The sequence below is a fragment of the Ornithinimicrobium sufpigmenti genome, from assembly GCF_004322775.1.
GTDB lineage: Bacteria > Actinomycetota > Actinomycetes > Actinomycetales > Dermatophilaceae > Ornithinicoccus > Ornithinicoccus sufpigmenti.
On sequence record NZ_CP036403.1, the window covers coordinates 1,391,953 to 1,416,312 of the forward strand.

General features: G+C 72.0%; 24 protein-coding genes. 10 read left to right on the forward strand and 14 right to left on the reverse strand.

Features of this window, described 5'->3' with window-relative positions:
- Positions 1 to 75: 75 nt before the first annotated feature.
- Positions 76 to 1,080: an ABC transporter ATP-binding protein gene (locus tag ESZ52_RS06390; protein ID WP_131106473.1), complete on the forward strand. Its 1,005-nt coding sequence runs from the start codon at positions 76 to 78 to the stop codon at positions 1,078 to 1,080.
- A gap of 43 nt (positions 1,081 to 1,123) precedes the next feature.
- Here ESZ52_RS06390 and ESZ52_RS06395 read toward each other — a convergent pair whose 3' ends face one another.
- Positions 1,124 to 1,531: an HIT family protein gene (locus ESZ52_RS06395; RefSeq protein WP_131104195.1), complete on the reverse strand. Its 408-nt coding sequence runs from the start codon at positions 1,529 to 1,531 to the stop codon at positions 1,124 to 1,126.
- A gap of 48 nt (positions 1,532 to 1,579) precedes the next feature.
- Here ESZ52_RS06395 and ESZ52_RS06400 point away from each other — a divergent pair, with 48 nt between their 5' ends.
- A complete protein-coding gene (locus tag ESZ52_RS06400; protein WP_131104196.1) occupies positions 1,580 to 2,737 on the forward strand; it encodes an FUSC family protein in 1,158 nt (385 codons plus the stop codon).
- 90 nt (positions 2,738 to 2,827) lie between these two features.
- Positions 2,828 to 3,235: a hypothetical protein gene (locus tag ESZ52_RS06405; RefSeq protein WP_131104197.1), complete on the forward strand. Its 408-nt coding sequence runs from the start codon at positions 2,828 to 2,830 to the stop codon at positions 3,233 to 3,235.
- Between the two features lie 6 nt (positions 3,236 to 3,241).
- On the opposite strand, the gene glnA is transcribed toward ESZ52_RS06405, so the two are convergent.
- On the reverse strand, positions 3,242 to 4,666 hold the full coding sequence (gene glnA / locus ESZ52_RS06410) for a type I glutamate--ammonia ligase (protein WP_131104198.1): 1,425 nt from the start codon (positions 4,664 to 4,666) through the stop codon (positions 3,242 to 3,244).
- Between the two features lie 193 nt (positions 4,667 to 4,859).
- Between glnA and ESZ52_RS06415 the strand changes: the two genes are divergently transcribed.
- Complete coding sequence (locus ESZ52_RS06415) at positions 4,860 to 5,306, forward strand: RDD family protein (RefSeq protein WP_238154512.1); 447 nt, start codon at positions 4,860 to 4,862, stop codon at positions 5,304 to 5,306.
- A 3-nt stretch (positions 5,307 to 5,309) separates the two neighbouring features.
- Here ESZ52_RS06415 and ESZ52_RS06420 read toward each other — a convergent pair whose 3' ends face one another.
- The 4 genes from ESZ52_RS06420 to ESZ52_RS06435 all read right to left on the reverse strand — a co-directional run bounded on the left by ESZ52_RS06420 (position 5,310) and on the right by ESZ52_RS06435 (position 9,098).
- Positions 5,310 to 5,651, reverse strand: a complete 342-nt coding sequence (locus ESZ52_RS06420) for a DUF2200 domain-containing protein (RefSeq protein WP_131104199.1) — start codon at positions 5,649 to 5,651, stop codon at positions 5,310 to 5,312.
- A gap of 17 nt (positions 5,652 to 5,668) precedes the next feature.
- A complete protein-coding gene (locus ESZ52_RS06425; RefSeq protein ID WP_131104200.1) occupies positions 5,669 to 6,448 on the reverse strand; it encodes a DUF4191 domain-containing protein in 780 nt (259 codons plus the stop codon).
- Between the two features lie 5 nt (positions 6,449 to 6,453).
- Positions 6,454 to 7,503: a lipoyl synthase gene (gene lipA / locus ESZ52_RS06430; protein ID WP_131104201.1), complete on the reverse strand. Its 1,050-nt coding sequence runs from the start codon at positions 7,501 to 7,503 to the stop codon at positions 6,454 to 6,456.
- A 116-nt stretch (positions 7,504 to 7,619) separates the two neighbouring features.
- Complete coding sequence (locus ESZ52_RS06435; protein ID WP_131104202.1) at positions 7,620 to 9,098, reverse strand: PucR family transcriptional regulator; 1,479 nt, start codon at positions 9,096 to 9,098, stop codon at positions 7,620 to 7,622.
- A gap of 157 nt (positions 9,099 to 9,255) precedes the next feature.
- Between ESZ52_RS06435 and ESZ52_RS06440 the strand changes: the two genes are divergently transcribed.
- Together ESZ52_RS06440 and codB are read left to right on the forward strand one after the other, a co-directional pair.
- The gene (locus ESZ52_RS06440) at positions 9,256 to 9,729 is read left to right on the forward strand and encodes a nucleoside deaminase (RefSeq protein WP_131104203.1); all 474 of its coding nucleotides are present in this window, start codon (positions 9,256 to 9,258) and stop codon (positions 9,727 to 9,729) included.
- The gene (gene codB, locus ESZ52_RS06445) at positions 9,726 to 11,012 is read left to right on the forward strand and encodes a cytosine permease (protein ID WP_238154511.1); all 1,287 of its coding nucleotides are present in this window, start codon (positions 9,726 to 9,728) and stop codon (positions 11,010 to 11,012) included. The genes ESZ52_RS06440 and codB overlap by 4 nt, the downstream gene beginning before the upstream one ends.
- Before the next feature lie 93 nt (positions 11,013 to 11,105).
- On the opposite strand, the gene ESZ52_RS06450 is transcribed toward codB, so the two are convergent.
- From ESZ52_RS06450 to lipB, 3 genes are all read right to left on the reverse strand, one after another.
- Positions 11,106 to 12,101, reverse strand: coding sequence for an ABC transporter permease subunit (locus tag ESZ52_RS06450; RefSeq protein WP_131104204.1), 996 nt, complete (start codon positions 12,099 to 12,101; stop codon positions 11,106 to 11,108).
- A complete protein-coding gene (locus tag ESZ52_RS06455) occupies positions 12,098 to 13,222 on the reverse strand; it encodes an ABC transporter ATP-binding protein (protein ID WP_131106476.1) in 1,125 nt (374 codons plus the stop codon). Before ESZ52_RS06455 ends, ESZ52_RS06450 begins: the two co-directional genes overlap by 4 nt.
- A 121-nt stretch (positions 13,223 to 13,343) precedes the next feature.
- Positions 13,344 to 13,991 carry a lipoyl(octanoyl) transferase LipB gene (gene lipB, locus ESZ52_RS06460; RefSeq protein WP_131104205.1) on the reverse strand — a complete coding sequence of 216 codons (648 nt, stop codon included), beginning with the start codon at positions 13,989 to 13,991 and terminating at the stop codon, positions 13,344 to 13,346.
- 67 nt (positions 13,992 to 14,058) lie between these two features.
- Here lipB and ESZ52_RS06465 point away from each other — a divergent pair, with 67 nt between their 5' ends.
- Positions 14,059 to 15,723: a serine/threonine-protein kinase gene (locus ESZ52_RS06465; RefSeq protein ID WP_181009960.1), complete on the forward strand. Its 1,665-nt coding sequence runs from the start codon at positions 14,059 to 14,061 to the stop codon at positions 15,721 to 15,723.
- Between the two features lie 69 nt (positions 15,724 to 15,792).
- Here ESZ52_RS06465 and ESZ52_RS06470 read toward each other — a convergent pair whose 3' ends face one another.
- The 3 genes from ESZ52_RS06470 to lpdA form a co-directional block, all read right to left on the reverse strand.
- On the reverse strand, positions 15,793 to 16,725 hold the full coding sequence (locus tag ESZ52_RS06470) for a TIGR01777 family oxidoreductase (protein ID WP_131104207.1): 933 nt from the start codon (positions 16,723 to 16,725) through the stop codon (positions 15,793 to 15,795).
- 1 nt (position 16,726) lies between these two features.
- Positions 16,727 to 18,658, reverse strand: coding sequence for a 2-oxoglutarate dehydrogenase, E2 component, dihydrolipoamide succinyltransferase (gene sucB, locus ESZ52_RS06475; protein ID WP_131104208.1), 1,932 nt, complete (start codon positions 18,656 to 18,658; stop codon positions 16,727 to 16,729).
- 62 nt (positions 18,659 to 18,720) lie between these two features.
- On the reverse strand, positions 18,721 to 20,106 hold the full coding sequence (gene lpdA, locus ESZ52_RS06480) for a dihydrolipoyl dehydrogenase (protein WP_131104209.1): 1,386 nt from the start codon (positions 20,104 to 20,106) through the stop codon (positions 18,721 to 18,723).
- An 87-nt stretch (positions 20,107 to 20,193) separates the two neighbouring features.
- On the opposite strand from lpdA, the gene ESZ52_RS19205 reads away from it, so the two are divergent.
- A complete protein-coding gene (locus tag ESZ52_RS19205) occupies positions 20,194 to 20,370 on the forward strand; it encodes a DUF5302 domain-containing protein (RefSeq protein WP_181009959.1) in 177 nt (58 codons plus the stop codon).
- A gap of 104 nt (positions 20,371 to 20,474) precedes the next feature.
- Here ESZ52_RS19205 and ESZ52_RS06485 read toward each other — a convergent pair whose 3' ends face one another.
- Positions 20,475 to 21,989 (reverse strand): leucyl aminopeptidase, encoded by a 1,515-nt coding sequence (locus tag ESZ52_RS06485; RefSeq protein ID WP_131104210.1) that lies wholly within the window; start codon positions 21,987 to 21,989, stop codon positions 20,475 to 20,477.
- Between the two features lie 77 nt (positions 21,990 to 22,066).
- Here ESZ52_RS06485 and gcvT point away from each other — a divergent pair, with 77 nt between their 5' ends.
- A complete protein-coding gene (gene gcvT / locus ESZ52_RS06490; protein ID WP_131104211.1) occupies positions 22,067 to 23,173 on the forward strand; it encodes a glycine cleavage system aminomethyltransferase GcvT in 1,107 nt (368 codons plus the stop codon).
- A 37-nt stretch (positions 23,174 to 23,210) separates the two neighbouring features.
- Positions 23,211 to 23,426 carry a hypothetical protein gene (locus ESZ52_RS06495; RefSeq protein ID WP_131104212.1) on the forward strand — a complete coding sequence of 72 codons (216 nt, stop codon included), beginning with the start codon at positions 23,211 to 23,213 and terminating at the stop codon, positions 23,424 to 23,426.
- A 154-nt stretch (positions 23,427 to 23,580) separates the two neighbouring features.
- Here ESZ52_RS06495 and ESZ52_RS06500 read toward each other — a convergent pair whose 3' ends face one another.
- Complete coding sequence (locus ESZ52_RS06500; protein WP_238154510.1) at positions 23,581 to 24,198, reverse strand: DUF3043 domain-containing protein; 618 nt, start codon at positions 24,196 to 24,198, stop codon at positions 23,581 to 23,583.
- Positions 24,199 to 24,360: the final 162 nt, after the last annotated feature.

Here is a 24,360-nt window from a genome sequence, read left to right on the forward strand (position 1 = left end):
GGCTCCCGGCAGCAGGACCCCTACGCGCCGGGCTTCCACCCGGACGCCCCGCCGCGCAAGAAGGTCTCCGACGAGGTGGTGCTGGACGTCCAGGACCTGGTCAAGCACTTCCCGCAGACCCAGGGGATCGTCTTCAAGCGCACCGTCGGCCACATCAAGGCGGTCGACGGGGTGAGCTTTCAGCTGCACAAGGGCGAGACGCTCGGGATCGTCGGCGAGTCCGGCTGCGGCAAGTCGACCCTGGCCAAGCTGCTCATGCGCCTGGAGACCCCGACCAGCGGGGCGGCCTACTTCCAGGGCAAGGACATCTACGGCCTGTCCGGCTCGGCGCTGCGCAAGGTCCGCCGCAACATCCAGATCGTCTTCCAGGACCCCTACGCCTCGCTCAACCCGCGGATGACGGTCGGCGACATCGTCGGCGAGCCCTTCGACATCCACCCCGACGTGGAGCCCAAGGGTGGGCGGCGCAGGCGAGTCCAGGAACTGCTGGAGGTCGTCGGCCTCAACCCCGAGCACATCAACCGCTACCCCCACCAGTTCTCCGGCGGCCAGCGTCAGCGGATCGGCATCGCCCGTGGCCTGGCGCTGCGGCCGGAGATCATCATCTGCGACGAGCCGGTCTCCGCGCTGGACGTCTCGGTGCAGGCGCAGGTGATGAACCTGCTGCAGAGCCTGCAGAGCGAGTTCGGGCTGTCGTACATCTTCATCGCCCACGACCTGTCGGTGGTGCGCCACATCTCCGACCGGGTCGGCGTGATGTACCTGGGCAGGATCGCCGAGATCGGCACCGACACGCAGATCTACGAGCACCCCGCGCACCCCTACACGCAGGCCCTGCTCTCCGCCGTGCCGGTGCCCGACCCGTCGGTGCGCGGCCAGCGCGAGCAGATCATCCTGCAGGGCGACCCACCCAGCCCGGCGAACATCCCCAGCGGCTGCCGCTTCCGCACCCGCTGCTGGAAGGCGCAGGACATCTGCGCCCAGGAGTCGCCCGACCTCGTCGTGCGCGAGGGCATCCAGCACCCCGCGGCCTGCCACTTCGCGCAGGTCCGGGAGGACGTCGTCGTTCACCACGACTGACCCCGACCGGGCGCACGCTTCTCACCGACCGGGCGCACGCTTCTCACCCGAGGGCGGCGCGCAGCCGCGCGGCATACTCCTCGGGTTCCCCGACGGCATATCTCACCCGCGGCCAGAAGAACCCGCGCAGGCCGTCACCCTTGGTCCGCGGCACGACGTGGACATGCAGGTGCGGCACGGACTGGCTGACCACGTTGTTCATCGCCACGAACGAGCCCTGCGCGCCGAGCGCCTCGCGCACCGCGGCCGCGACCGAGCGCGCGGCGGTGAACAGCGGCGCCACGAGGGCGTCGGGCAGCTCGGTCAGGGTGGGTATGTGGTCACGCGGCACCACCAGCACGTGCCCCTTGAAGACGGGCCGGGTGTCGAGGAAGGCCACGACGTCGTCGGTGTCGAGGACGACCTCCGCCGGTTCGTCCTCGGCGATGATGCGGCAGAAGATGCAGGTCACCTCGGCCACGGTACTGCCAGCCCGGGACGTTGGTGCCAGGATGGACGGGTGAGGCCTGACCCGGACCTGCGGCGGGACCCGGCGCTGTGGATGCGTCGGGTGCGGCCGCGCACGCGGCTGATCCGGATGGTGCGGCGGGTGCAGCGGCACCTCCCGCACCTGCTGCTCGCGGCCGCGGCCGCCCCGATCGCCTACCTGCTGGCCAGCCTGGCCTTCGGTGCGGAGCACGCCGTCTTCGCACCCATCGCGGCGGTGGTCTCGGTGGGGCTGTCCGCCGGCCAGCGGCTCGTCCGGGCCGTGGAGATCAGCGCCGGTGTCGTCCTGGGGCTGGTGATGGCCGACGTGCTGACCCGGGTCATCGGGGCGGGCACCTGGCAGCTGGCCGTCGCGGTACTGCTGGCGATGTCGTCGGCGGTAGCCCTGCGCGCCAGCTCGCTCATGGCCAACCAGGCCGCGGTGGCGGCCGTCTTCGTGATGGTGCTGGTGCCGCTGCAGGACACGCCCCCGCTGATCCGTCTGGCCGACGCCGTCCTCGGCGGCCTGGTCGCGATCGGGCTCAACGCCGTGCTGGCCCCGGACCCCCACCGGGTGGCCCTGACCACCTCCGAGCAGCTCCTGGAGCGGTTGGCCACGGCATACCGGCAGCTCTCCCGGGCGCTGGACGGGCGCGACTACCCGCTCGCGCAGCGCACGCTGGGCGACCTCGAACGGCTGGAGACCGCGGGGCGTGACCTGGAGACCTCGATCGGCGCGACGCGCGAGCGGATCACCCTGGGCCGGGCGGGGACCCGTGCGGCTCAGCGCCGCCGACTGCGGCTGATGGAGCAGCTGGCCGTCCGGGCCGGGGTGATGGTCACCTCTGCCCGCTCCACGTCCCGGGCCGTGAGCACCATGGCGCGGCACCGGCAGCACGCCGAGCCCGCGCTGGTCACCGCCCTCGAGGAGCTCTCCCAGGCGTTCCTGGACCTGCGCAGCTGGGTCCGCGGCCAGGCCCGGATGACGGTGATCCAGGACGAGGTCCTGCGCACCGCCACCGTGGCCTCGACGATCCTGCGCACCGGGCGAGGCTCCGCCGCCGAGCAGGCCCTGGCCTGGCAGGTCCGCGCCGCCTGCGTCGACATCCTGCGCGTGCTCGGGCTGTCCTACTCCGCCGCCGTCGCCGCCCTGGAGGAGGCCGCCGGCCGCGCGGACCGCCCGCCGTCCTGACGTCGTCGCCGGCCGGGACAGCGCAGGCCTGCCCGCCCTGGTGGATCTGCCCTGGTCAGGCTGCCCACCCCGGCGTGCGACCGTAGGGGCATGAACGGACCACGACCCGGCCTGCTGCGTGTGGCGCTCAGCGCGACCCTCCTCGTGCTGGCCGTCTTCGCCATCATCGTGATCCCGGAGGCTCGGCCCTTTGCCGCCATCGTCGCCCTCCTGGCCCTGGCGGCCCTCGCGACGGGACTCACGCAGGTGCTCGACCTCGGTGCGGTCGCCCGGACGCGGGTCGCCGGCGCAGGCCTGCTGCTGCTGGGTCTGGGTTTCGCCGCAGGTGCGGTCGTCGCCGCGTCCGACCCGGAGGCACTACCTGAGTCCGGCTTCCCGCGGATCCCGGTGGCCGGGCAGATCTCCGTCGGTGTCGCTGGCGCGCTCCTCTTCGGGGGCCTCGGGCTGGCCGTCCTGGTCCGCCGTGTCCCCACCGGGTCGTCCGGTGGGGACCGGTGACGTGGCTCAGATGTCGAAGTACATCTCGAACTCGTGCGGGTGCGGACGGAGGCGGATCGGGTCGACCTCGTTGGCGCGCTTGTAGTCCACCCACGCCCCGAGCAGGTCCTCGGTGAAGACCTCGCCCTCGGTGAGGTAGTCGTAGTCGGCCTCGAGCGCGTCCAGGACCGCCGGCAGCGAGGTCGGCAGCTGGTCGATGCCCTGCAGCTCCTCCGGGGGCAGCTCGTAGAGGTCCTTGTCCACCGGCTCCGGCGGCTCGATCCGGTTGCGGATGCCGTCCAGGCCAGCCATCAGCTGGGCCGAGAACGCCAGGTACGGGTTGGCCGAGGGGTCCGGCACGCGGTACTCGATCCGCTTGGCCTTGGGGCTGCTGCCGGTGATCGGGATGCGCACGCAGGCCGAGCGGTTGCGGGCGGAGTAGACCAGGTTGATCGGCGCCTCATACCCCGGCACGAGGCGGTGGTAGGAGTTCATCGAGGGGTTGGTGAAGGCCAGCAGCGAGGGGCCGTGCCGGAGCAGGCCGCCGATGTACCACCGGGCGATGTCGGACAGGCCGCCGTAGCCGTTCTCGTCGTAGAACAGCGGCTCGCCGTCCTTCCACAGGCTCTGGTGGGTGTGCATGCCCGAGCCGTTGTCCCCGAAGAGGGGCTTGGGCATGAAGGTGGCGGTCTTGCCGGCGGCCCAGGCGGAGTTCTTGATGACGTACTTGAACTTCATCAGGTCGTCGCCGGAGTGCAGCAGCGTGTTGAAGCGGTAGTTGATCTCCTGCTGCCCGGCGGTGCCGACCTCGTGGTGCGAGCGCTCCACCTGCAGACCCACCTGGTTCAGCTCCAGGCACATCCGGTCACGGATGTCGGCGAAGTGGTCGACCGGCGGCACCGGGAAGTACCCGCCCTTGAACCTCGTCTTGTAGCCCCGGTTGCCACCCTCCTCGGCCCGACCGGTGTTCCAGGCCGCCTCGATGGAGTCGATGTAGTAGTAGCTGCCCTGGGGCTCGGAGGCGAAGCGGATGTCGTCGAAGACGTAGAACTCGGCCTCGGCGCCGAAGTAGGCGGTGTCCGCGATGCCGGTCGAGGCGAGGTACTTCTCCGCCTTGCGGGCGATCTGCCGCGGGTCGCGCTCGTAGGGCTCGTCGGTGAACGGGTCCACGATCGAGAAGTTCATGATCAGCGTCTTCTCGATGCGGAAGGGGTCCAGGTAGGCGGTCTGCGGGTCCGGGATGAGCTTCATGTCCGACTCGTGGATCGACTTGAAACCCCGGATGGAGGAGCCGTCGAACATCTGCCCGGTCGTGAAGGAGTCCTCGTCGAAGGTCTCGGCGGGCACGTTGAAGTGCTGCATGACACCCGGCAGGTCGCAGAACCGGATGTCGATGAACTTCACGTCCTCGTCCTTGATGAAGGCGAGGACCTCCTCGGCGTTGCTGAACATTCTTCCTCCTGGTCGCGGAGCGCCCGCTGGTCGGCTTCGTGCTGCATGTCGACACTAGAGGGTTCGGATTTCTCGTGCGTCACTCGGGTGTTACGCGCGTGTTACACGCGTGTCGGGTGCACGTCGTGCGCATGTCAGCCCGATGTCAGGTGCATGCCGGGCCACGGGAGCCTGCGCACTAGGCTGGTCCATCGTGGACGCACTCGAGAGCTACCAGGGGGAGCGGCTGGGCCTGCCCCGTGAGGGGCCGGGCTCGGTCGGCTCGTTCCTGCGCCGGCTGGTGGCCCTCGTCGTGGACTGGTCGCTGTGCCAGCTCATCGCCACCGGGCTGCTCGGTATGCAGTGGGGCCAGGTCAGCGGGACGGAGGCCTTCGTGCCGCTCGGCCTCTTCTTCGTGCTCAACCTGGTGCTGGTGACCACCCTCGGCACCACGATCGGGCACCGGCTGCTCGGGATCCGCGTGGTCTCCGTCGATGCCGTCGGTGGCGTCGATGGCGACGGCCGCCAGGCTCCGCCCCCGGGGCGCTCGCTCGCCCGCGCCGCGCTGCTGTGCCTGTTCGTTCCCGCGGTGATCATGGACGCCGACGGCCGCGGCCTGCACGACAAGGCCGCTCGCACGGTCGTCGTCAGGATGCGCTGAGCCTCAGCTGCGCAGCACCTTCGCCATGGACCGGCCCTTGGCCAGCTCGTCGACCAGCTTGTCCAGGTAGCGGACCTGCTGCACGAGCGGGTCCTCGATCTCCTCCACGCGCACCCCGCAGATGCTGCCGGTGATCCGGGACGCGGCCGGGTTGAGCCGGGCCGCGGCGAAGAACTCCGGGAAGGTGCTGCCCGCGTCGACCTGCTCCTGCACGGCCTGCTCGTCGAAGCCCGTCAGCCACTCGATCACCTGGTGCAGCTCGGCGGTGGTGCGCCCCTTGCGCTCGACCTTGGTGACGTAGTGGGGGTAGACCGAGGCGAAGGTCATCGTGTGGAAGCTGCCCATGGCCGGGCCGCCGACGCTTACTTGCCGCGCAGCGCGCGACGGCTGGCCCGCGGCGGGCGCATGGGGTCCATGCCGGCGGGCACCGGGGGACGGTTGCGACCCACCAGCGCCTTGAGCCGCTGCTGGACGGCCAGGGCCTCGTCGTTGCTGATCTGGCGGGGCAGCTTCTTGACCGTCTTGATGACCTTGGGCAGCGGCACCTGGCCCTCGCCCCGACCGACGACGATGGTGTGCACCGGCACCTCGTCGCCGACGACGCGGGTGACCTTGCGGGTCTCGGCGACGGTCAGTCGCTTGGCGGCACCGGCCGGTCCCTCGGCGATGAGGACGACGCCCGGCTTGCCGACGGCCCGGAAGACCATGGCGGCGTTGTGCAGGTCGCGCATGCCGCGGACCTGGCCACCGGCCTCGGCGGCCACCGGCTCCTGGTCGTAGAACCAGCCGCGGCGCAGCTGCTGCAGCACCGCGGAGGCCGCGCCCGGCTTGCCCTCGATCTGGGCGAACGCTGCGCGTTCGGCGCGCCGGCCCAGCACGATCATCGCCGCCAGCAGGGCCAGCGGCACCGCCAGGATCATCAGGTAGACGACCTGGTCCAGCCAGAGGCCGATGAGCAGGCCGACGACCAGCACCGCCAGCGCAGCCAGCAAGATCCACCACACCGAGGCCGGGTCGGCCTTGCGGGTCATGGCGAAGACCTGGCGGAACTGCTTGAACCACCCGGGCTTGTTGGGGTCCTTGGGCTTCTTCTTCCGGCCGAAGAGGCCCTTCTTCGGCTCGGTCTGGGCGGGGGTCGACATAGGGATCAGGATACGTGGGCGGCGGGTGCCGTCCGCTCACTCGCCCTGGCGACCAGCGAGGCGGCCTCCTGGCGGGCGGGGACATTGGCCTCGTACTGCTCGCGCAGGTGGCTGAGGTGCTCGGGGACGGGACGACCCCACTTCTTCATCGCGGAGGCGTACAGCTTGCCGGCGCGGTAGGAGGAGCGCACGAGCGGTCCGGCCATGACGCCCTTGAAGCCGATCTGCTCGGCCAGCTCCGACCAGTGCACGAACTCCTCCGGCTTGACCCACCGGTCGATGGGGTGGTGCAGCTTGGAGGGCCGCAGGTACTGGGTGATGGTCAGGATGTCGCAGCCCGCGTCGTGCAGGTCGCGCATCGCCTGCTCGATCTCCTCCTCGCGCTCACCCATCCCCAGGATGAGGTTGGACTTGGTGACCAGCTCGTTGTCGCGCGCCATCGACAGCACCCGCAGGGACTTGTCGTAGGTGAACGCGGGGCGGATCTTCTTGAAGATGCGCGGCACGGTCTCCAGGTTGTGCGCGAAGACCTCGGGGCGAGCGTCGAAGACCTGCTGGACCAGCTCGGGCACGGCACCGAAGTCCGGCGGCAGGATCTCCACGCCGGTGTTCGGGTTGAGCTCGTGCACCTTGCGGATCACCTCGGCATACAGCCAGGCGGCGCCGTCCTTCTGGTCGTCGCGGGCGACGCCGGTGATCGTGGCGTAGCGCAGCTCCATGGTGCGGATCGACTCGGCGACCTTGCGCGGCTCGTCCATGTCGAGGGCGTTGGGCCGGCCGGTGGCGATGTCGCAGAAGTCGCAGCGCCGGGTGCAGATGTCACCGCCGATGAGGAAGGTCGCCTCGCGGTCCTCCCAGCACTCGAAGATGTTGGGGCAGCCCGCCTCCTGGCAGACCGTGTGCAGTCCGCCACTCTTGACCATCGAGTGCAGCTCGCGGTACTCCGGCCCCATCTTGGCGGTCGTCCGGATCCAGTCAGGCTTGCGCTCGATGGGCGTCTCCGCGTTGCGCGCCTCGACGCGCAGCAGGCGGCGGCCTTCGGGTGCGATGGTCACAGGGGCTCCCTTGGTGGTCGGGTGTGCGCGGCGGTCGGTCCGAGGGTCGGTTCGAGCTTCAACGCCCGCGCCCTCCAGGGTATGCCGTCCAGCCGCCCGGTGGGGCGGTGCCCCCGTCACCCGACCTGCCGCGCCGCGGCGGTCGCCAGGATGAGGTGCGCGAGCGCGCTGCCGTGACCGGGGTCGTAGCCGAGCACGCTGGCGATGCGGTCCAGCCGCTGGTGCATGGTCTGCCGTCGGATCCCCAGGTCCCGGGCCGTGGCCGCGACGTTGAGGCCGTGCCCGAGCCAGGCGGCGAGGGTCGCGACCAGGACGCTGCCGTGCTCGGCGTCCCAGCGGCGCAGCGGCTCCAGCGCGTCCTCGACGAGCGCCTGCACGTCGGTCGGGGGCACCCGGGTTAGCAGGTGCTGCACGGTGGAGTCGCGCCAGGTGGTGGCGCCCAGACCACCGGAGGACAGGTCCACACCTTCACGGGCGCGCTGCAGGCTGTCGGCCGCCTCCTCGAGGCTGCGCGGGGGACCCACGACGAGGCAGGCCGACTGCTGCGTCACCGGCTCGTCCACGAGCGCGGCGACCGCGCCGGCCGGATCAGGGGTGTCAGGGTCGACCGCCACCAGGCCCAGGACCTGGCCCCGGACCGGGGCCAGCAGGTGAGGTCCCAGCCCGGGGGCGCGGCCGACGACGACCGCGCCGCGCCGGGGGTCGGCGCAGGCACCGGCCAGACCCACCACCCGCTGCTCGGGAGCCGGGTAGAAGCCCGCCAGCGCACCCCGTGTGAGCAGCTGGTCGGCCGTGGTGAACCGGGGACGGTCCAGCAGGTCGGTGAGCAGGCTGACCCCGGGGTCGCCCGCCCCTGGTCCGTCCAGGGCCGACCGCTGGACCACCAGCCCGACCACCGCGGCCACCCGCTGCGCCAGGAAGGTCGTCTCGACCGTGGCCCGCGTCCCGAGCAGGACCTGTCCCCACGGCGCACCGGCGGTGCGGACCACGCTGCGCGCCGCGGCCTCGGACCCGACCGCCGCCGTCCGTCGTGGGCCGCTCGCGGAGGCGACGACCTGCCCGGACAGGGTGCGCACCTCGATGGGTTCCCCGAGATCCTGCGCCGCCTCGTTGACCAGCTCGGCGAGCCCAGCCCCGTCGGCCGCGTGCTCGTGCAGGCGGCTGGTCAGCTCGTCACCGCGGCGCAACCGCGCCAGATCGCTGGTCAGCAGGTCCGAGTTGACCTCCCGGCAGATCTCGGCGAACGGCACCACCTCCTGCAGGACGATCAGCGGCAGCCCGGCGCGCCGCGCCTCGTCCTCCATCTCCGGCGGCAGCTCGGGCAGCGACCGGCCGGGCTCCAGCGCGACAGCAGCCACCTGCCGCGAGGCAACGTCCCGGACCCAGTGCCGCCGCGTCCCGGCGTCCGTGCCCGCCAGCCCCAACCCGGTGGTGAGCAGCACCTCGCCACCGGAGAGCAGGGGCGCGATCTCGTAGATCTCGCTGGAGTGCACCCAGGTCACCGCACGGTCCAGGTCAGACTGCCGGCCCAGGAAGGCGGGCTCGGCGCGGCGCACCGTGGGGTGCTCGAGGAACTGCCGCAGGGCGAGCGTCATACCTCCGCCTTTCGTCGTGGGGCCGGGACGATGTGTCCCGGATCACCGGACCGGGTCTGGACAGTATGCCCATTGCGGCGTCCGGGTCGCAGTTGCCAGGCTCGTCAGGGTCCGGACGTCGACGGTGACGTCCCGAGCACTCGGAGGATGGCAGAAAATGAAATCAGCAGACGAGCTCAGCCCCGCCGACCGGCACGGCCTGGAGGTCGCGCTGGAGGAGGCGCGCGCAGGCCTGGCCGAGGGTGGCGTCCCGATCGGAGCGGTCCTGCTGTCCGCCGAGGGGGAGGTGCTCGGGCGTGGCCACAACCGCCGGGTGCAGGACCAGGACCCGTCCATCCATGCCGAGACCGACGCCTTCCGCGCCGCCGGACGGCAGCCGCACTACCGCGGCACCACGATGGTGACCACGCTGTCCCCGTGCTGGTACTGCAGCGGGCTGGTGCGCCAGTTCGGCATCTCCCGCCTCGTCGTCGGCGAGAGCAGGAACTTCACCGGGGGTCACGACTGGGTGGCCGAGCACGGCGTCGAGGTGATCGTCCTGGACGACGAGCGGTGCGTGGAGCTGATGTCCGGCTTCATCGCCGAGCACCCGGCGCTCTGGCACGAGGACATCGGGGAGGAGCTGACGTGACCGAGACGAGCACCTCACGGGCCGCGGAGGCCTTCGACATGAGCGTCGACCCGGACTACCCGGTCACCCCGGTCCCCAGGTCGGCCCGCAAGACCACCTTCTCCCTGGCGGTCGTCCTCGTCGGGTTCACCATGTTCACCCCGACGATGCTCGCCGGGGCCCAGGTCGGCGCCGGGTTCTCCTTCCTGCCCCTGATGGGCGTGCTGCTGCTCGGGTCCCTCGTGCTCGGCCTCTACGTGAGCGCTCTGGGGTGGCTCGGCGCCCGCACCAACCTCTCGACGGCGATGATGGCCCGCACCAGCTTCGGGCAGGGCGGCGCGAAGCTGTCCTCGCTGCTGCTGGGCGGCACCCAGATCGGCTGGTACGGCGTCTCGGTCGCGACCCTCGCGCTGCTCACCGGCCAGGCGTTGGGCTGGGAGAGCGACGCCTCCGTGCGCTGGCTCATGGTCGCCTCCGGGCTCGTCATGGGCATCACCGCCTACATCGGCTACAAGGGGATGTACGTGCTGTCCCTGGTCGCCCTGCCGCTCATGCTCATCCTCGGGGCGTGGGTGACCTGGCAGGCCTTCGACGAGGTCGGTGGGGTCGGCGCGATGCTGGACATCGAGCCCACGGAAACCATGGGCGTGGCGCTCGCGGTGACGATCATCGTCGGCACCTTCGCCTCGGGCGGCACCCAGGCACCGAACTGGACCCGTTTCGCCCGGACCCCGGCCGCCGGCTTCTGGACCTGCATGTGGGCCTTCCTCGCGGCCCAGCTGCTCATGCTCTTCTCGGGCGCCATCGGCGCCCTCGCCTACGGCGAGGGGGACTTCGTCGTCGTCCTGTTCAACCTCGGTCTGGTCACCTGGGGGCTGCTCTTCCTCGTCGCCAACATCTGGACCACCAACGACAACACCGCCTACAACGTGGGCGTCGCCGGGGCCGAGCTGTTCAACGTCAGGACCCGACGCCCGTTCGTGGTGGCCGGTGTCGTGCTCGGCACCGTCCTGGCGGTGACCGGCATCTACGACTCCCTCGTCGACTACCTGGTCTGGCTGGGCATCCTCATCCCGCCGCTGGGCGGGGTCATCCTCGGTGACCACATCGCCCGGCTGCGGCGGGGCGGGGAGGAGCTCACCCTGAAGATCCCGGGGGTGCGCTGGGACAACATCGCGGTGTATGTCGTGGCCTCGCTGGCCGCGTGGGCCGCGAGCGAGGCCGCGTTCTTCATCCCGCCGGTGATCGGCATGGTGGTGGCCTTCGTCGGGGCGATGGGCATCCAGGTCCTGCGCCGGCGCTGACAGACCGGTGGGTTCGGCGCCCGTCGTCCCTGTCCGGGCGCCGAGCCCACCTTTCCCCGTCCGGGGTCCCTGCCCGAGCCCGTCCGGACGCCCCTACTCGAAGTCTGATCTCATGAAGCGCAGCAGCGCCAGCCCCAGGGTGAGGGCCAGCACGGCGGCCAGCACGACCGCTGCCTGGGTGAAGCTCACCACGTGGGTCGTGGGCGTGCAGGAGACCGTGATGTCGTCGCAGAAGTCGGGCCACCGGGTCCAGGTCGTGCCGTGCTCGACGAAGGCCTCGAGGTTGGTCCCGAGCAGCCATGGTGTCGAGGAGGGGAACAGCCCGCGCAGGATCCCCTCGGCCAGCACCAGGTAGCCGACCATGAGGCCGAGCACCACGGCGCTGTGCCGCACGAGGAAGGCGGCGCCGGCTCCGAACGCCGCCGCGGCCGCGGCCAGCCCGACGATGCGCACCGCCATCCAGCCCAGGTCGACCCACTGCTCGCCGCTGAGGCCGTCGTCGATCCCGTGGTAGCGGAGGACGGCGGGGACGCCGACCAGCACCAGCCCCAGCCCCACGACGGCGATCGGCACCCCGACCAGCGCCGCGGCCACCACCTTGGCGCTGAAGACCGGGGCCCGTCGGGGCAGGAAGGTGAGCCAGGAGCCCATCGTCCGGTGGGTGAACTCCGCGGCGACGCTCGTGGAGCCGACCGCCAGCGCCAGGAACAGGAAGGGGTAGACAAGGTAGCCCAGCAGCTCGCGGTACTGCTCGTCCATCGAGGGGTAGGTGGGCAGGAAGTCGTCCAGGATCGGCGGCCGCCGCAACTGCTCGCAGCCGAAGTCGACGTCGCCCTGGCCGCTCTCCTGCCGGGCGCGGGCCTGGTCGCGCACGCAGACCTGGTAGTCCTCCGGGCTGGCCGGCTCCCAGTAGTCCCGCGCCTCCTCGAGCATCTCCTGGGCGCCGGCCCGCTGCTGGTTGAGCGAGACCGAGAGCTGGTGCACGCCGAAGACCGCCATCAGCGAGACGACGGCCGCGGCCAGCAGGGCGAGGACCAGGACGCGCCGAGCCATGATCCGGCGCAGCTCCACCCGTACCAGGCGGGTCACCGCCCCACCTCCGGGTCGTCCACACCACGCCCGTCGGCACCACGCCCGTCCGCACCTGGCCCGTCCGTACCACGCCCGACCGTACCTGGCCCGTGCTCACCCGGTCGGTCCGCCGCGGAGTCGAGCTGACTCGTGAGTGTGTCGTCGCGGGTCAGCTCCAGGAAGATCTGCTCCAGGCCGCGGCGGCTGGGCACCAGTCGCTCGACGTAGAGCCCCTGCGCCGCCAGCAGCCGGGTGATCTCGGCCGGTTGGGCGCCGGTGACGTTGAGCAGACCGGCGTCGGCGGAGGCGGCCTGGGCCAGTGCCTCGGCCGCGTCGCTGCCGCGGGGGACGGCGAGCCACTCGGCGGTGAAGCCCGCGTCGCGCAGGATGCGGACCGCGGCCCCAGGGTGCGCGACCCCGACCTCGACGGTCTCCCCACCGCCCCCGATCAGCCCCGCGACCGAGCCCTGAGCCAGCACCCGGCCACGCCCGATGATCGAGACGGTGTCGGCGATCTGCTCGACCTCGGACAGGATGTGGCTGCTCACCAGCACGGTGCGGCCCTCGTCGGCCAGCCGCCGCATCGTCTGGCGGATCTCGTGGATGCCGGCCGGGTCCAGGCCGTTGGTCGGCTCGTCGAAGATCAGCAGGTCGGGCGACTTCAGCAGCGTCGCGGCGATCGCCAGCCGCTGCTTCATCCCCAGCGAGTAGGCCCGGAACTGGTCACGGCCCCGGGTGCCGAGCCCCACCTCCTCCAGCACCTCGCCGACACGTCGCTGGGGCGTGCCGATGCCCTCGGCCAGCAGGGAGAGGTTCTTGGCCCCGGTGAAGGTAGGGAAGAACTTCGGTGACTCCACGATCGCCCCCACCCGGTCCACGACGCGGGGCAGCTGCTGCGGCACGGGGGTGCCGAACAGGTGCATCGAGCCACCGTCGGCGCGGGTCAGCCCGAGCAGCATCCGGATGGTCGTCGTCTTGCCCGAGCCGTTGGGGCCCAGGAAGCCGTGCACCCCACCTGCGGGCACGTCCAGGTCGAGGCCGTGCACGGCCACCCGCCGTCCACGGCGGGTGCGGTAGGTCTTGCGCAACCCGCGCGTCACGACGGCCAGTCCCTCGTCGGCGGCCACGGCCACACCCATCTTGCTGCTCCCGTCCGCCAGCCTCCAGGCCAGCCCCTGCTGCAGAGCAGTCAACACGGTGCGGCGGCTGCCGGACGCTCACCGGGGGCAGCGTGTCGCCCGGGGGACCTTCCAGCAGTGCTCAGGCGGTGGTGTGCACCGGGTCGAGCACGTCCTCCAGGTGCGCGATGACCAGCGACAGCACCTCAGCCACGGGCACGTCCCGCCCCAGCTCCCTGGACAGCGAGGTCACCCCGGCGTCGGCGATGCCGCAGGGGATGACGACGTCGGCCCAGCCGAGGTCGCAGTCGCAGTTGAGGGCGAAGCCGTGCATGGTCACGTCGTGGCTCACCCGGATGCCGATCGCCCCGATCTTGCGGTCCGGCCGCTCGCCGTCGCCGAGCACCCACACCCCCGAGCGCCCCTCCACCCGATCGGTCCGCACACCCAGGTCACGGCATACCCCGATCATCATCTCCTCGAGGCGACGCACGTGGGCCACCACGTCCACGGGGGAGGGCAGGCGCACGATCGGGTAGCCGACCAGCTGCCCGGGGCCGTGCCAGGTGATCTTGCCGCCCCGGTCGACGTCGATGACGGGCGTGCCGTCGAGGGGACGCTCGTGCGGCTCGGTGCGCTTGCCCGCGGTGTAGACGGCCGCGTGCTCGAGCAGCAGGACGGTGTCCGGCAGCTCGCCGGCCACGACCTGGGCGTGGACCGCGCGCTGGTGGTCCCACGCCTGCTGGTAGTCGACGAGGTCGGGGGAGAAGCCCAGGTGCTCGAAGCGCATACGCGCACTGTAACCGCCTGTGGAAAAGTCCTGCGGGCCCACTCGCGCCTCGGGCAGGCTCACGGAGGTGAGCACCGCACCGCAGGTCCCCGGGTACACCCTCACCGGGCAGCTCGGCACCGGCGCGTCCGCCACGGTATGGCGTGGCCGCCGGGTGGCCGACGGGCTGCCCGTCGCGGTCAAGGTGGTCGCGCCGGTCGACGGCCGGGTGGACGAGGCGCTGCGGGAAGCCGGGCTGCTGGCCCGGGTGCGGCACCAGCACGTCGTGCACCTCTACGACGTGCTGCCGCTGCGGGCGCAGGACGGTGACCCGCCCGCCGTCGCGCTGGTCACCCAGCTGGCCGGCGGCGGGTCGCTGGCCCAGGTGCTGGGCCGCCGGCGCCTGCTCTCGCCGGGGGAGCTGGTGACGGTGCTGCAGCCGGTGGCCGGCGCGCTCGCCGACCTGCACCGGCTCGGTGTCGTCCACGGCGACCTGTCGACCGGCAACATCGTCTTCCGCGAGGACGGTATGCCGCTGCTCGCCGACCTCGGCACGGCGCGGATCGTGGGGGAGCAGCGGCTGCGAGGCGTGGGCACCGGGGCGGGGGACGGCATGGTCGCGCCCGAGGTGGTGGAGGGCTTCCCGGCGACGCAGGAGTCCGACGTCTACCAGGTGGGGGCGCTGGCACGGCTGGCCCTGACCGGTCAGGTGCCGGGCCCGGGCTTCGACCGCCCCGAGCTGGCCGAGGTCGCGCCCGACCTGCCCGGTCTGCTCGTGGACCTGGTGGAGCGGTGCATGGCGGGCGCGCCGGAGGACCGACCCGACGCGGACGAGCTGGCGGTGGCCCTGCACGCGGTGGCCCCGCCCGAGCCGGTGGAGGTCGCTCCCGACGCCGACGCGGCCCACGGCCTGACCCAGCGACTGCGACAGGTCGCCCAGGAGGACGAGGCTGCGCGAGCCGGGCGCGAGCAGCGCGGCGCCCACCGACCGGAACGGGTCGACCCGGACGGTCGGGGGCCGGGGACTGGGCGACACGGCCCCCGGCGGCCGGGTGCCCGACGGAAGGACCCTGGACGGCAGGCTGGTGGGCGGCAGGCTGGTGGGGGGCAGGACGGCGGTCAGCGCACCCGGGCGGTCGTCGGTCTGGCGGTGGGGGCGCTGCTGCTCGTCATGCTCGCCGGGGTGGGCTGGTCGTTGGGCCGTTCCTGGTGGGGCGGGTCGGAGGCGTCCGAGATCGCCAACGAGCCCGACGCGCAGGTGGCTGACGCGGAGAGCGGTGCTGCGGAAGATGCCGCCGGGGTCTCGGCCCAGGCCGTTCCGTCGCCACCACCGCCGGCGCAGCACGGGCCTGACGCGGACGGGGAGGCGGTGGACGCGGACGCCGTCCGCCAGGTCGTGCAGGACCTGGTGAGTGCCCGGGCCAGGGCCTGGGAGGCCACCGACCCCGGCCTGCTCACCACGGTGCTGGCAGCCGGCTCACCGGTGCACGACGACGAGAGCGCCGAGCTGTCCCGCGCCCGGGAGGCGGGGATCACCTATCCGCGGGTCGGGTTCGAGGTGCGCGAGCTGGCGGTGCAGCACGAGGACCCTGACCGGTTGCACGTCGAGGTAACGGTTGTGCGAGAACCGCTCGAGGCCCGGGACGGCGGCGGCTGGGTACTGCGGACCCCGTCCCGCAGCGAACGGGTCGCCCTGGAGCTGGTGCGGCAGGAGGGCCGGTGGCTGCTGTGGTCGTGGGCCGAGCTCGGGTGACCCCGCGCCATCTGTCGCGGCGACCGATGCTGCCCGGGCTGGGGCACGGGCTTGGCGCGCCGGGCGTCGTCAGCTCTCGGTGATCCAGGCCATCGCCGAGGTCAGGTCCGGGTGGTCGAAGGTGAACCCGGCCTCGGTGAGCACGGTCGGCAGTGCCCTGCCGGAGGCCAGGATCTCCGAGGCCATCTCGCCCAGGGCCAGCCGCAGCGCGATGGTCGGCGCCGGGACGACCGCAGGTCGTCGCAGAGCGTGCGCGAGCGCCTTGACGATCGCGGTCTGGGTGTCCGGGTGCGGACCGGTGAGGTTGACCGGACCGGTCACCTCCGGGTGGTCCAGCAGGAACATCAACGCGCGCACGTGGTCGTGCAGGGTGATCCACGCCCAGTACTGGTCGCCCCCGCCGAGCGGCCCCGCCAGACCAGCCTTGGCCAGGGGCAGCAGCTTGCCGAGCGCGCCCCCCTGCGGGGCGAGGACGATCCCGGTGCGGACCGTCGCGACCGGGACCCCGGCGTGACCGGCCGGCCAGGTCGCGGCCTCCCAGTCACGGCATACGTCGGCCAGGAAGCCGGCACCCGGTGCGCTCTCCTCGGTGAGCACCTCGTCACCGCGGTCGCCGTAGATGCCGACGCCGGAGGCCGACACCAGCCGCGGGGGTGCGGATGCCGAGGTATCCCGTGCCGCCGCCCTCACCGCGAGGGCCCGGGCGATAGTGCCGGTGCCCTCCGTCCGCGACTCGAGCAGCTCCCGCTTGCGCCGGTCGGTCCAACGCCGGTCGGCGACCCCTGCACCGGCGAGGTGCACGACGCCGGTGACGCCGTCCAGGACCTCGGGGTCAAGGTCGGCCCCGGGCGTCCAGCGCGCCTCGCGGACACCCGGGTCGAGCTCGTCCGCGACGCGCGGGGCGCGGCGGACCAGGTGCAGCACCTGGTCGCCGCGCCCACGCAGCGCCGAGGACAGGGCGGAGCCGATCAGCCCGCTGGCCCCGGTGATGGCGATGGCCATCTCAGACCTCGAAGCTGCCGTCCTCCAGCCGCTCCTTGACCGTGGTCAGGAAGCGGGCCGCGTCTGCGCCGTCGACCACCCGGTGGTCGTAGGTCAGCGCCAGGTAGACCATGTCGCGCACGGCGATGGTCTCCATCCCGTCCTCGTCGATGACGACGACCGGGCGCTTGACCACGGTGCCGGTGCCCAGGATGGCCACATTCGGCTGGTTGATGATCGGGGTGTCGAAGAGCGCGCCCCGCGAGCCGGTGTTGGTCAGCGTGAAGGTGCCGCCGGAGAGCTCGTCGGGGTTGATCTTGTTGTCCCGGGTGCGCTCGGCCAGGTCGGCGATCTTGCGGGCCAGCCCGGCGATGTTGAGGTCGCCGGCGTCCTTGATGACCGGCACCAGCAGGCCACGCGGGGTGTCCACCGCGACGCCGAGGTGCTCGGCTCCGTGGTAGATGACCGTGTCGTCCTCGACGCTGGAGTTGACGATCGGGTGCTCCTTGAGCCCCTCGATCGCGGCCATCGCGAAGAACGGCAGGAAGGACAGCTTGGTGCCCTCCCGGCGGGCGAACTCGTCCTTGACCCGCTTGCGCAGCCGGGACACCTTGGTGACGTCGACCTCCACGACCGTGGTCAACTGGGCGCTGGTCTGCAGCGACTCCACCATGCGGGTGGCGATCACCTTGCGCAGGCGCGACATCTTCTCGGTGGTGCCACGCTTGGCCTGGTCCTGCGTTGCTGCCGCGGGGGCCTTGGCCGCCGGGGCCTTCCCGCTGTCTGCGGGGGCGGACGCTTGCGGAGCCTGCTGAGCCGACTCCTGCGAGGCCTTGGCCGCCTCCTCCTGCGCCTTGGCGGCGTCGAGGACGTCCTGCTTGCGGATCCGTCCGCCCACGCCGGTGCCCTGCAGGCTGCCCAGGTCGACGCCGTGCTGCGCCGCCAGCTTGCGGACCAGCGGGGTCACGTAGGCGCTGACGTCCTGGGAGGTGCTCTGCTGCTTGTGCGAGGAGGTTCCGGTCTCGGGCGACGGCGTGCCGACGCCCACGGCCTCGGAGCTGTCCTGCTCCGAGCTGACCTGCGCGGAGGAACCGGAGCTCTCCGCTCCCGAGCTGCTGGCCGACTCCTGCGCCGCCTGCTCCTGGACCTCCTGCTCCTCGCCCAGGTCGCTGTCGGAGGAAGCCTCCGCCTGCTCCTTGTCCTGGGCAGGCTCCTGGTCGTCACCCTCCACGGCGGAGTCACCCTGGGCCGACTCGTCGGCGGCCCCGCTGTCCTGTGCGGACCCACCGCCGGAGGCCTCGCCACCGATGATGGCCAGCTCTCCGCCGACCTCCACGGTGTCGTCCTCACCGGCGATGATCTTGGTCAGCACCCCGGCGACCGGGGAGGGGATCTCGGTGTCGACCTTGTCGGTGGACACCTCGAGCAACGGCTCGTCGACCTCCACCTGGTCACCCTCCGACTTCAGCCAGCGGGTGACCGTGCCCTCGGTCACCGACTCGCCCAGTGCGGGCATGGTCACGGTCTCCCCACCGGAGACCTCGCCCCCGGCGGAGCCGCCCCCGGACGGCTGCCCGGCGGGCTGCTCGGACTGCTGCGAGCTGCCCTGGTCCTGCGCCTCCTGCGTGTCCTCGCCCGCGGACGCGTCCTCCTGGGGCGCTTCCTCCTGGGCGGCCTCCTCGTCGGAGGACCCCTCGTCACCACCGGAGGACGGCTCGCCCTCACCGATGACGCACAGATCGGCGCCGACCTCGACGGTCTCGTCCTCCTGCGCCAGGATCTCCTGCAGCGTGCCCGCGACGGGAGAGGGGATCTCGGTGTCGACCTTGTCGGTCGAGACCTCGAGCAGCGGCTCGTCCACCTCGACGCTGTCGCCGATGTTCTTCAGCCAGCGGGTGACGGTTCCCTCGGTGACGGACTCACCGAGGGCCGGCATCGATACACGTTCCGACATGTTGTCGCTCTCTCCTCGTCCGGGGATCTGCAGTCTAGTTGGGATGGGGCCGCTGCGGTCGGTCAGGCGTGCGCGTGCAGCGGTTTGCCGGCCAGCGCCAGGTGGGCCTCGCCCAGGGCCTCGTTCTGGGTGGGGTGTGCGTGGATGAAGGAGGCGACCTCGTCCGGCAGCGCCTCCCAGCCGACGATGAGCTGGGCCTCGCCCACCTGCTCGCCCATCCGCGCGCCGACCATGTGCACACCGACCACGGGACCGTCGTCGGCGGAGCGGACGAGCTTGACGAAGCCGGCCGTCCCCAGGATCTGGGACTTGCCGTTGCCACCGAGGTTGTACTCGTACGTCGCCACGCCGTCGCCGTACTGCTCACGCGCCTGCTCCTCCGACAGACCCACCGAGGCGATCTCGGGGTCGGAGTAGGTCACCTTGGGGATGAGGTGGTCGCGCACCGGCTCGGGCTCCAGCCCGGCGATGTCCTCGGCCACGAAGATGCCGTGCGCGAAGCCACGGTGCGCGAGCTGGACACCGGCCACGATGTCCCCGACGGCGCGGACGTTGCCCGCCCCGGTCTGCAGCCGCTCGTCCACCTGCACGAAGCCGCGGTCGAGGATCACGCCCGCCTCCTCATACCCCAGCCCCTCGGTGCGCGGCCCGCGCCCCACGGCGACCAGGAGCAGGTCGGCCTCCAGGGTCTCGCCGCCCTCGAGGGCGAGGGTGACCACGCCGTCCCGCTGGCTGACCGACTCCATCCGGGCGCCCGTCCGGGCGGTGATCTTGCGCTTGCGGAAGGCCCGCTCGAGGGCCTTGCTCGCCCCCGGGTCCTCCGACGGCACCAGGCGGTCCATGGCCTCGACGATGGTGACTTGGGAGCCGAAGCTGCGCAGGACCGAGGCGAACTCCACGCCGATCACGCCGCCGCCCAGGATGATCGCCCGCTCCGGGACCTGCTCCAGGCTCAGCGCCTCGTCGCTGGTCATCACCGCGCCGCCGATCTCGATCCCGAGGGTGCGGGCGTAGGAGCCGGTCGCGAGCACAACGTGCTCACCGACGAGCTCCTCCTCACCGACGACGACCGTCGTGGCCCCGGCCAGCCGGCCCTCGCCCTCGACGTAGGTGATGTTCTCGGCCGCCTTGACCAGGCCCTGCAGCCCTTTGTGCAGCCGCCCGACGACACCGTCCTTGTACTTGTGCACGGCGGCGAGGTCGATGCCCTCCAGGGTGGTCTGCACGCCGAACCGCGCGGAGTCCCGTGCCGAGTCCGCGACCTCGGCGCTGTGCAGCAGGGCCTTGGTCGGGATGCAGCCGCGGTGCAGGCAGGTGCCGCCGAGCTTGTCCTTCTCCACCAGGGCGACCTTCTTGCCCAGCTGGGCCGCCCTCAGCGCGCAGGCGTACCCGCCGCTGCCGCCCCCGAGGATCACGATGTCGTAGTGCGTCGTCGGCATGCGGGCCATCCTGCCACCTTCCGATAAACGCAGTGACAGCCGGGGCGGGCCGTGGGAGGCTGGTCGGGTCATGTCCCCGGGAGGAAGGAGGTGGCCATGAACGACACTCCGGCCACGGACGACGTCAAGGCCAAGTTCCGCGAGGCGCTCGCCAAGAAGCAGGCCCACGCGGGCACGGATGTCTCGGACCACTCCGAGCACGGCAAGGTGGCGGGAAGCCGCCGCGCCAAGACCTCGGGGAGCCAGCAGATGTTCCGTCGCAAGAGCGGCTGACGCTCGCCCGGCACGGACCAGGGGCACCTCCCGTCTGGGAGGTGCCCCTGCGTGTGTTCTGTCGGGCCTTGTGGCGTGTCCGGTCGGGGGCTTCTCGGCGAGGGTCAGCCGGTGTAGGACTGGGCCAGGGCGATCAGGGAGCGGACGCCGGCGCCGGTGCCGCCCTTGGGGCGGTAGCCCCACGGGGCCTTCTCGTTGAAGGCAGGGCCGGCGATGTCCAGGTGGGCCCACGGGATCTGCTGGGCGTCCTCCCCCTCGCCCCGCTTGCCGACGAACTCCTCCAGGAAGGTGGCGGCGACGATCGCGCCGCCCGACCGCTCGCCGGTGTGCTTGAGGTCGGCCACCGGGGTGTCCAGGGTGGGCCGGACCTCCTCGAGCATCGGCAGCGGCCAGGCGGTGTCACCGCTCTGGGTGCCGAGCCGGACCAGCGAGTCGCGCAGCTCGTCGTCGTTGCCCATGACACCGATGGTCCGCTCGCCCAGGGCGATGATGCAGGCGCCGGTCAGGGTGGCGACGTCGACGATCGCGTCCGGCTGCTGCTCGCTCGCCAGGGCCAGGCCGTCCGCCATGACCAGGCGGCCCTCGGCGTCGGTGTTGATGATCTCCACGGTCCGGCCGTCGCGCATGGTGACCACGTCGCCGGGACGCTGGGCCAGGTCGCCGGTCATGTTCTCGGCCAGGCACAGGTAGGCGGTGACCTGGACGGGCAGGCCCAGCTCGGCGATCGCGAGCGTCGCGGCCGCACAGGCGGCCGCCCCACCCATGTCCATCTTCATGGTGACCATCGCGGTGCCCGGCTTGATGCACAGGCCGCCGGAGTCGAAGGTGATGCCCTTGCCGACCAGCGCGAGGTGGCGGCTGGCGCCCTCAGGGGTGTAGCGCAGGGTCACCATGCGGGGGCCCCGACCCGAGCCCTGCCCGACGCCGAGGATGCCACCGCAGCGCTCCTCCTCCAGACGCTCGGGGTCCCAGACCTCCACCTCGACCGCGGTGCCGGCGGCCTGCTCGACCACCAGGTCCGCGAACGTCTCCGGGTAGAGGACGTTGGGCGGGGTGTTGACCAGGTCACGGGCGAGGGCGACGGCCTGGGTGACGGCGGCGAGCTCGGCGTCGGCCTGCTCGTCCTGCGCCAGCCCGGCCACCACGGCCTGGACCAGGCCGGGCTTGGCGGAGTCGGCCTTGCCGACACCGTGGTGGTCGGCGAAGGTGTAGGCACCGAGGGCCACGCCCTCGCCCACGGCCATGGCCTCAGCGCGGTCGGCCTGGCCCAGGGCGAAGACGGCCTTCTCCCGACCGGCCAGCGCCCGTGCGGCCACCCCGGCGGCGCGCCGCAGCTGCTCCGTGCGCGGAGCCGGACCCGAGCCGGGCAGCCCCACGACGAGCACCAGGCCGGCGGCGACACCGTCGACACCGGCGAGCTTGGTGACCTCCTCCGCGCCGGCCTCGGCGCCGACGGCGGCCAGCGCCTTCTCCACCGCCGACCTGGCGCCCTCACCGAGACCGTGTCCGTCGACGATGGCCACCTGGCCCCCCTTCTTGCGGGCCGCGAGCACCAGGGCGTCGGCGTCGACGCCGGCGGCCTCGGCGTCGGTGAAAGTCACGGTGGTGGGCAGACTCATCGTTGGGTCCTGTCGATCGGGGTTTCTGAGACGTCGGTCCGAGACTAACCAACGGACTGGGGACTAGGGTGACCGGCATGAGTGCTGCCACGCCGAAGACGTCTCCCCTCCACGACAAGCACACCGCCCTGGGGGCCAAGATGGCCGACTTCAGCGGATGGTCGATGCCGATCGAGTACGCCGCCACCGGTGGCGTGGCCGAGCACCACGCCGTCCGGCAGAGCGTCGGCCTGTTCGACGTCTCCCACCTGGGCAAGGCCGTGGTCAGCGGCCCCGGTGCCAAGGACTTCCTCAACCGGTGCTTCACCAACGACCTGGACAAGATCGAGCCCGGCCGCGCCCAGTACACCCTCGTCTGCGACGAGGACGGCGGCGTCGTCGACGACCTCATCGCCTACCTGCGCAGCGAGGAGGAGATCTTCCTCATCCCCAACGCCGCCAACAACGCCGAGGTGGTCGCGCGCCTCCAGGAGGCAGCTCCGGAGGGGATCAGCGTGCACAACGTGCACGACGACCACGCCGTCCTCGCCGTGCAGGGGCCCAAGGTCGACGAGGTGCTCCAGGCGCTCGGGCTGCCGACGGGGCACGGCTACATGAGCTTCGTGGACACGCAGTGGCAGGGGCGGCCGGTGACCGTGTGCCGCACCGGTTACACCGGCGAGCGGGGGTATGAGGTGGTCTGTCGCACCGAGGACGCCGCAGCCGTGTGGGACGCCCTGGTGGAGGCGATGGAGCCGCTCGGCGGGGTCCCCGCCGGCCTGGCCAGCCGCGACACCCTGCGCACCGAGATGGGCTACGCCCTGCACGGCAACGAGCTGTCCCGCGAGATCACCCCGGTCATGGCCCGCACGGGCTGGGCGGTGGGCTGGAAGAAGGAGCAGTTCTGGGGCAAGGAGGCGCTGCAGGCGCAGCGGGAGGCCAAGGAGAGCCGGCTCTCCGGCGGCCTGCTGGTGACCGGGCGCGGCATACCCCGTCCCGGGTGCGCGGTGCTGGACGCCGACGGCACGCAGATCGGGGAGGTCACCTCCGGCACCTTCAGCCCCACGCTCAAGCAGGGCATCGCCCTGGCCCTGCTCGACCGCGGCGTGGAAGAGGGGACACCGGTCGTCATCGACGTGCGCGGGCGCAAGGTCGAGGCCGTGGTGAAGAAGCCGCCGTTCGTGGAGGGTGGCGCCGCGAGCTGAGGTGAGGGGCCGAGCCCGGACACCTAGGGTGGGTCCCATGAGCGAGAACTACACGTGGAGCTACGCCCGGGCCGACGGCACCGAGATCACCGACCTCGGCCTGGCCTCGACGACCTTCCCCTCGCAGGCCGACGCCGAGGCGTGGCTGTCGCAGGAGTGGGCGACGCTCGCCGACGCGGGGGTCGCCACGGTGACGCTGCAGCGCGACGACGACGTCGTCTACGGCCCGATGAGCCTCTCGCCCGCCGACTGAGGGTCCCCTCCAGGCGGCTGTCCCTCCAGTCCAGTCACACCGCGCGCCGGAAAGTCATGGGTGAGCCGGTTCCTCCCGGCTCACCCATGACGAGCCGGCTCAGGGTGGGACGGCCGGTCACGCTGTGCCGTGGCCCGCACTGCGAGGTGCGCGCCTAGCGGCGACCCAGCTCCGAGCCGCGCTCGACCGCCGCACGCGGGACCCGGCTGCCCCGCATCTGGAAGGAGCGCATCACCAGGTACCAGGCCGAGCCGCGACCCGGCTCGTGGCCGAACTCCTGGACGAAGCGCTTCTTGGTGCGCCTCCACAGCAGCCAGCAGTCGACGATGCCGAAGAGGATGAGGCCGTAGACCGCCAGGAAGGCGCTCATCCGGGCCCACTCGATCGGCAGGAAGGTCATCACCAGCAGGAAGAGCATGATCGGCAGCAGGACCTCGCCGATGTTCCAGCGGCTGTCGACGGCGTCGCGCAGGAAGCGCCGCTCCGGGCCGCGGTCCCGCGGCGGCAGGTAGCGCTCCTCGCCGCGCAGCATCGACTCGCGTGCCTTGGCGCGCTCTTCCCGCACCTTCGCCTTCTGCTCGGCGCTCATCGTCTTCTTGTCGACCACGAGGGGTCGCCGGTTGGCCGCCTCGGCCTCCCTGCGCCTCGGGGTCGGTCGCCCCTTGCCCTGGGGGCGCGAGGCGTCCGCCGACGTCACCCGGTCCCGCGCGGCATACTCCGCAGCAGCCGTGTCGTCGACCTCTGACGTGGCAGTCTTCTTCCCGAAAAGCACCAGCCCAGTGTATGCGGCCCGCGCCGCGCCCCGGTCCGGCGCGTGAGGCTGGCTAGAGTCGGCAGGGTGAACGACAACGCCGCCAGCACCCCTTCCCGCACCTTCGCAGCAGAGCCCCGCACCGCAGAGCCCCGCACCGCAGAGCCCCGCACCGCAGAGCCC

What these genes read in the sequence shown, in the direction of transcription:
- ESZ52_RS06405 (WP_131104197.1), top strand. Translation starts at nt 2,828, where the DNA reads ATGAACGGACCACGACCCGGCCTGCTGCGTGTGGCGCTCAGCGCGACC.
- glnA (WP_131104198.1), bottom strand. Translation starts at nt 4,666, where the DNA reads ATGTTCAGCAACGCCGAGGAGGTCCTCGCCTTCATCAAGGACGAGGAC.
- ESZ52_RS06420 (WP_131104199.1), bottom strand. Translation starts at nt 5,651, where the DNA reads ATGGGCAGCTTCCACACGATGACCTTCGCCTCGGTCTACCCCCACTAC.
- ESZ52_RS06425 (WP_131104200.1), bottom strand. Translation starts at nt 6,448, where the DNA reads ATGTCGACCCCCGCCCAGACCGAGCCGAAGAAGGGCCTCTTCGGCCGG.
- ESZ52_RS06435 (WP_131104202.1), bottom strand. Translation starts at nt 9,098, where the DNA reads ATGACGCTCGCCCTGCGGCAGTTCCTCGAGCACCCCACGGTGCGCCGC.
- ESZ52_RS06440 (WP_131104203.1), top strand. Translation starts at nt 9,256, where the DNA reads ATGAAATCAGCAGACGAGCTCAGCCCCGCCGACCGGCACGGCCTGGAG.
- ESZ52_RS06455 (WP_131106476.1), bottom strand. Translation starts at nt 13,222, where the DNA reads ATGGGTGTGGCCGTGGCCGCCGACGAGGGACTGGCCGTCGTGACGCGC.
- lipB (WP_131104205.1), bottom strand. Translation starts at nt 13,991, where the DNA reads ATGCGCTTCGAGCACCTGGGCTTCTCCCCCGACCTCGTCGACTACCAG.
- ESZ52_RS06470 (WP_131104207.1), bottom strand. Translation starts at nt 16,725, where the DNA reads ATGGCCATCGCCATCACCGGGGCCAGCGGGCTGATCGGCTCCGCCCTG.
- sucB (WP_131104208.1), bottom strand. Translation starts at nt 18,658, where the DNA reads ATGTCGGAACGTGTATCGATGCCGGCCCTCGGTGAGTCCGTCACCGAG.
- lpdA (WP_131104209.1), bottom strand. Translation starts at nt 20,106, where the DNA reads ATGGCCCGCATGCCGACGACGCACTACGACATCGTGATCCTCGGGGGC.
- ESZ52_RS19205 (WP_181009959.1), top strand. Translation starts at nt 20,194, where the DNA reads ATGAACGACACTCCGGCCACGGACGACGTCAAGGCCAAGTTCCGCGAG.
- ESZ52_RS06485 (WP_131104210.1), bottom strand. Translation starts at nt 21,989, where the DNA reads ATGAGTCTGCCCACCACCGTGACTTTCACCGACGCCGAGGCCGCCGGC.
- gcvT (WP_131104211.1), top strand. Translation starts at nt 22,067, where the DNA reads ATGAGTGCTGCCACGCCGAAGACGTCTCCCCTCCACGACAAGCACACC.
- ESZ52_RS06495 (WP_131104212.1), top strand. Translation starts at nt 23,211, where the DNA reads ATGAGCGAGAACTACACGTGGAGCTACGCCCGGGCCGACGGCACCGAG.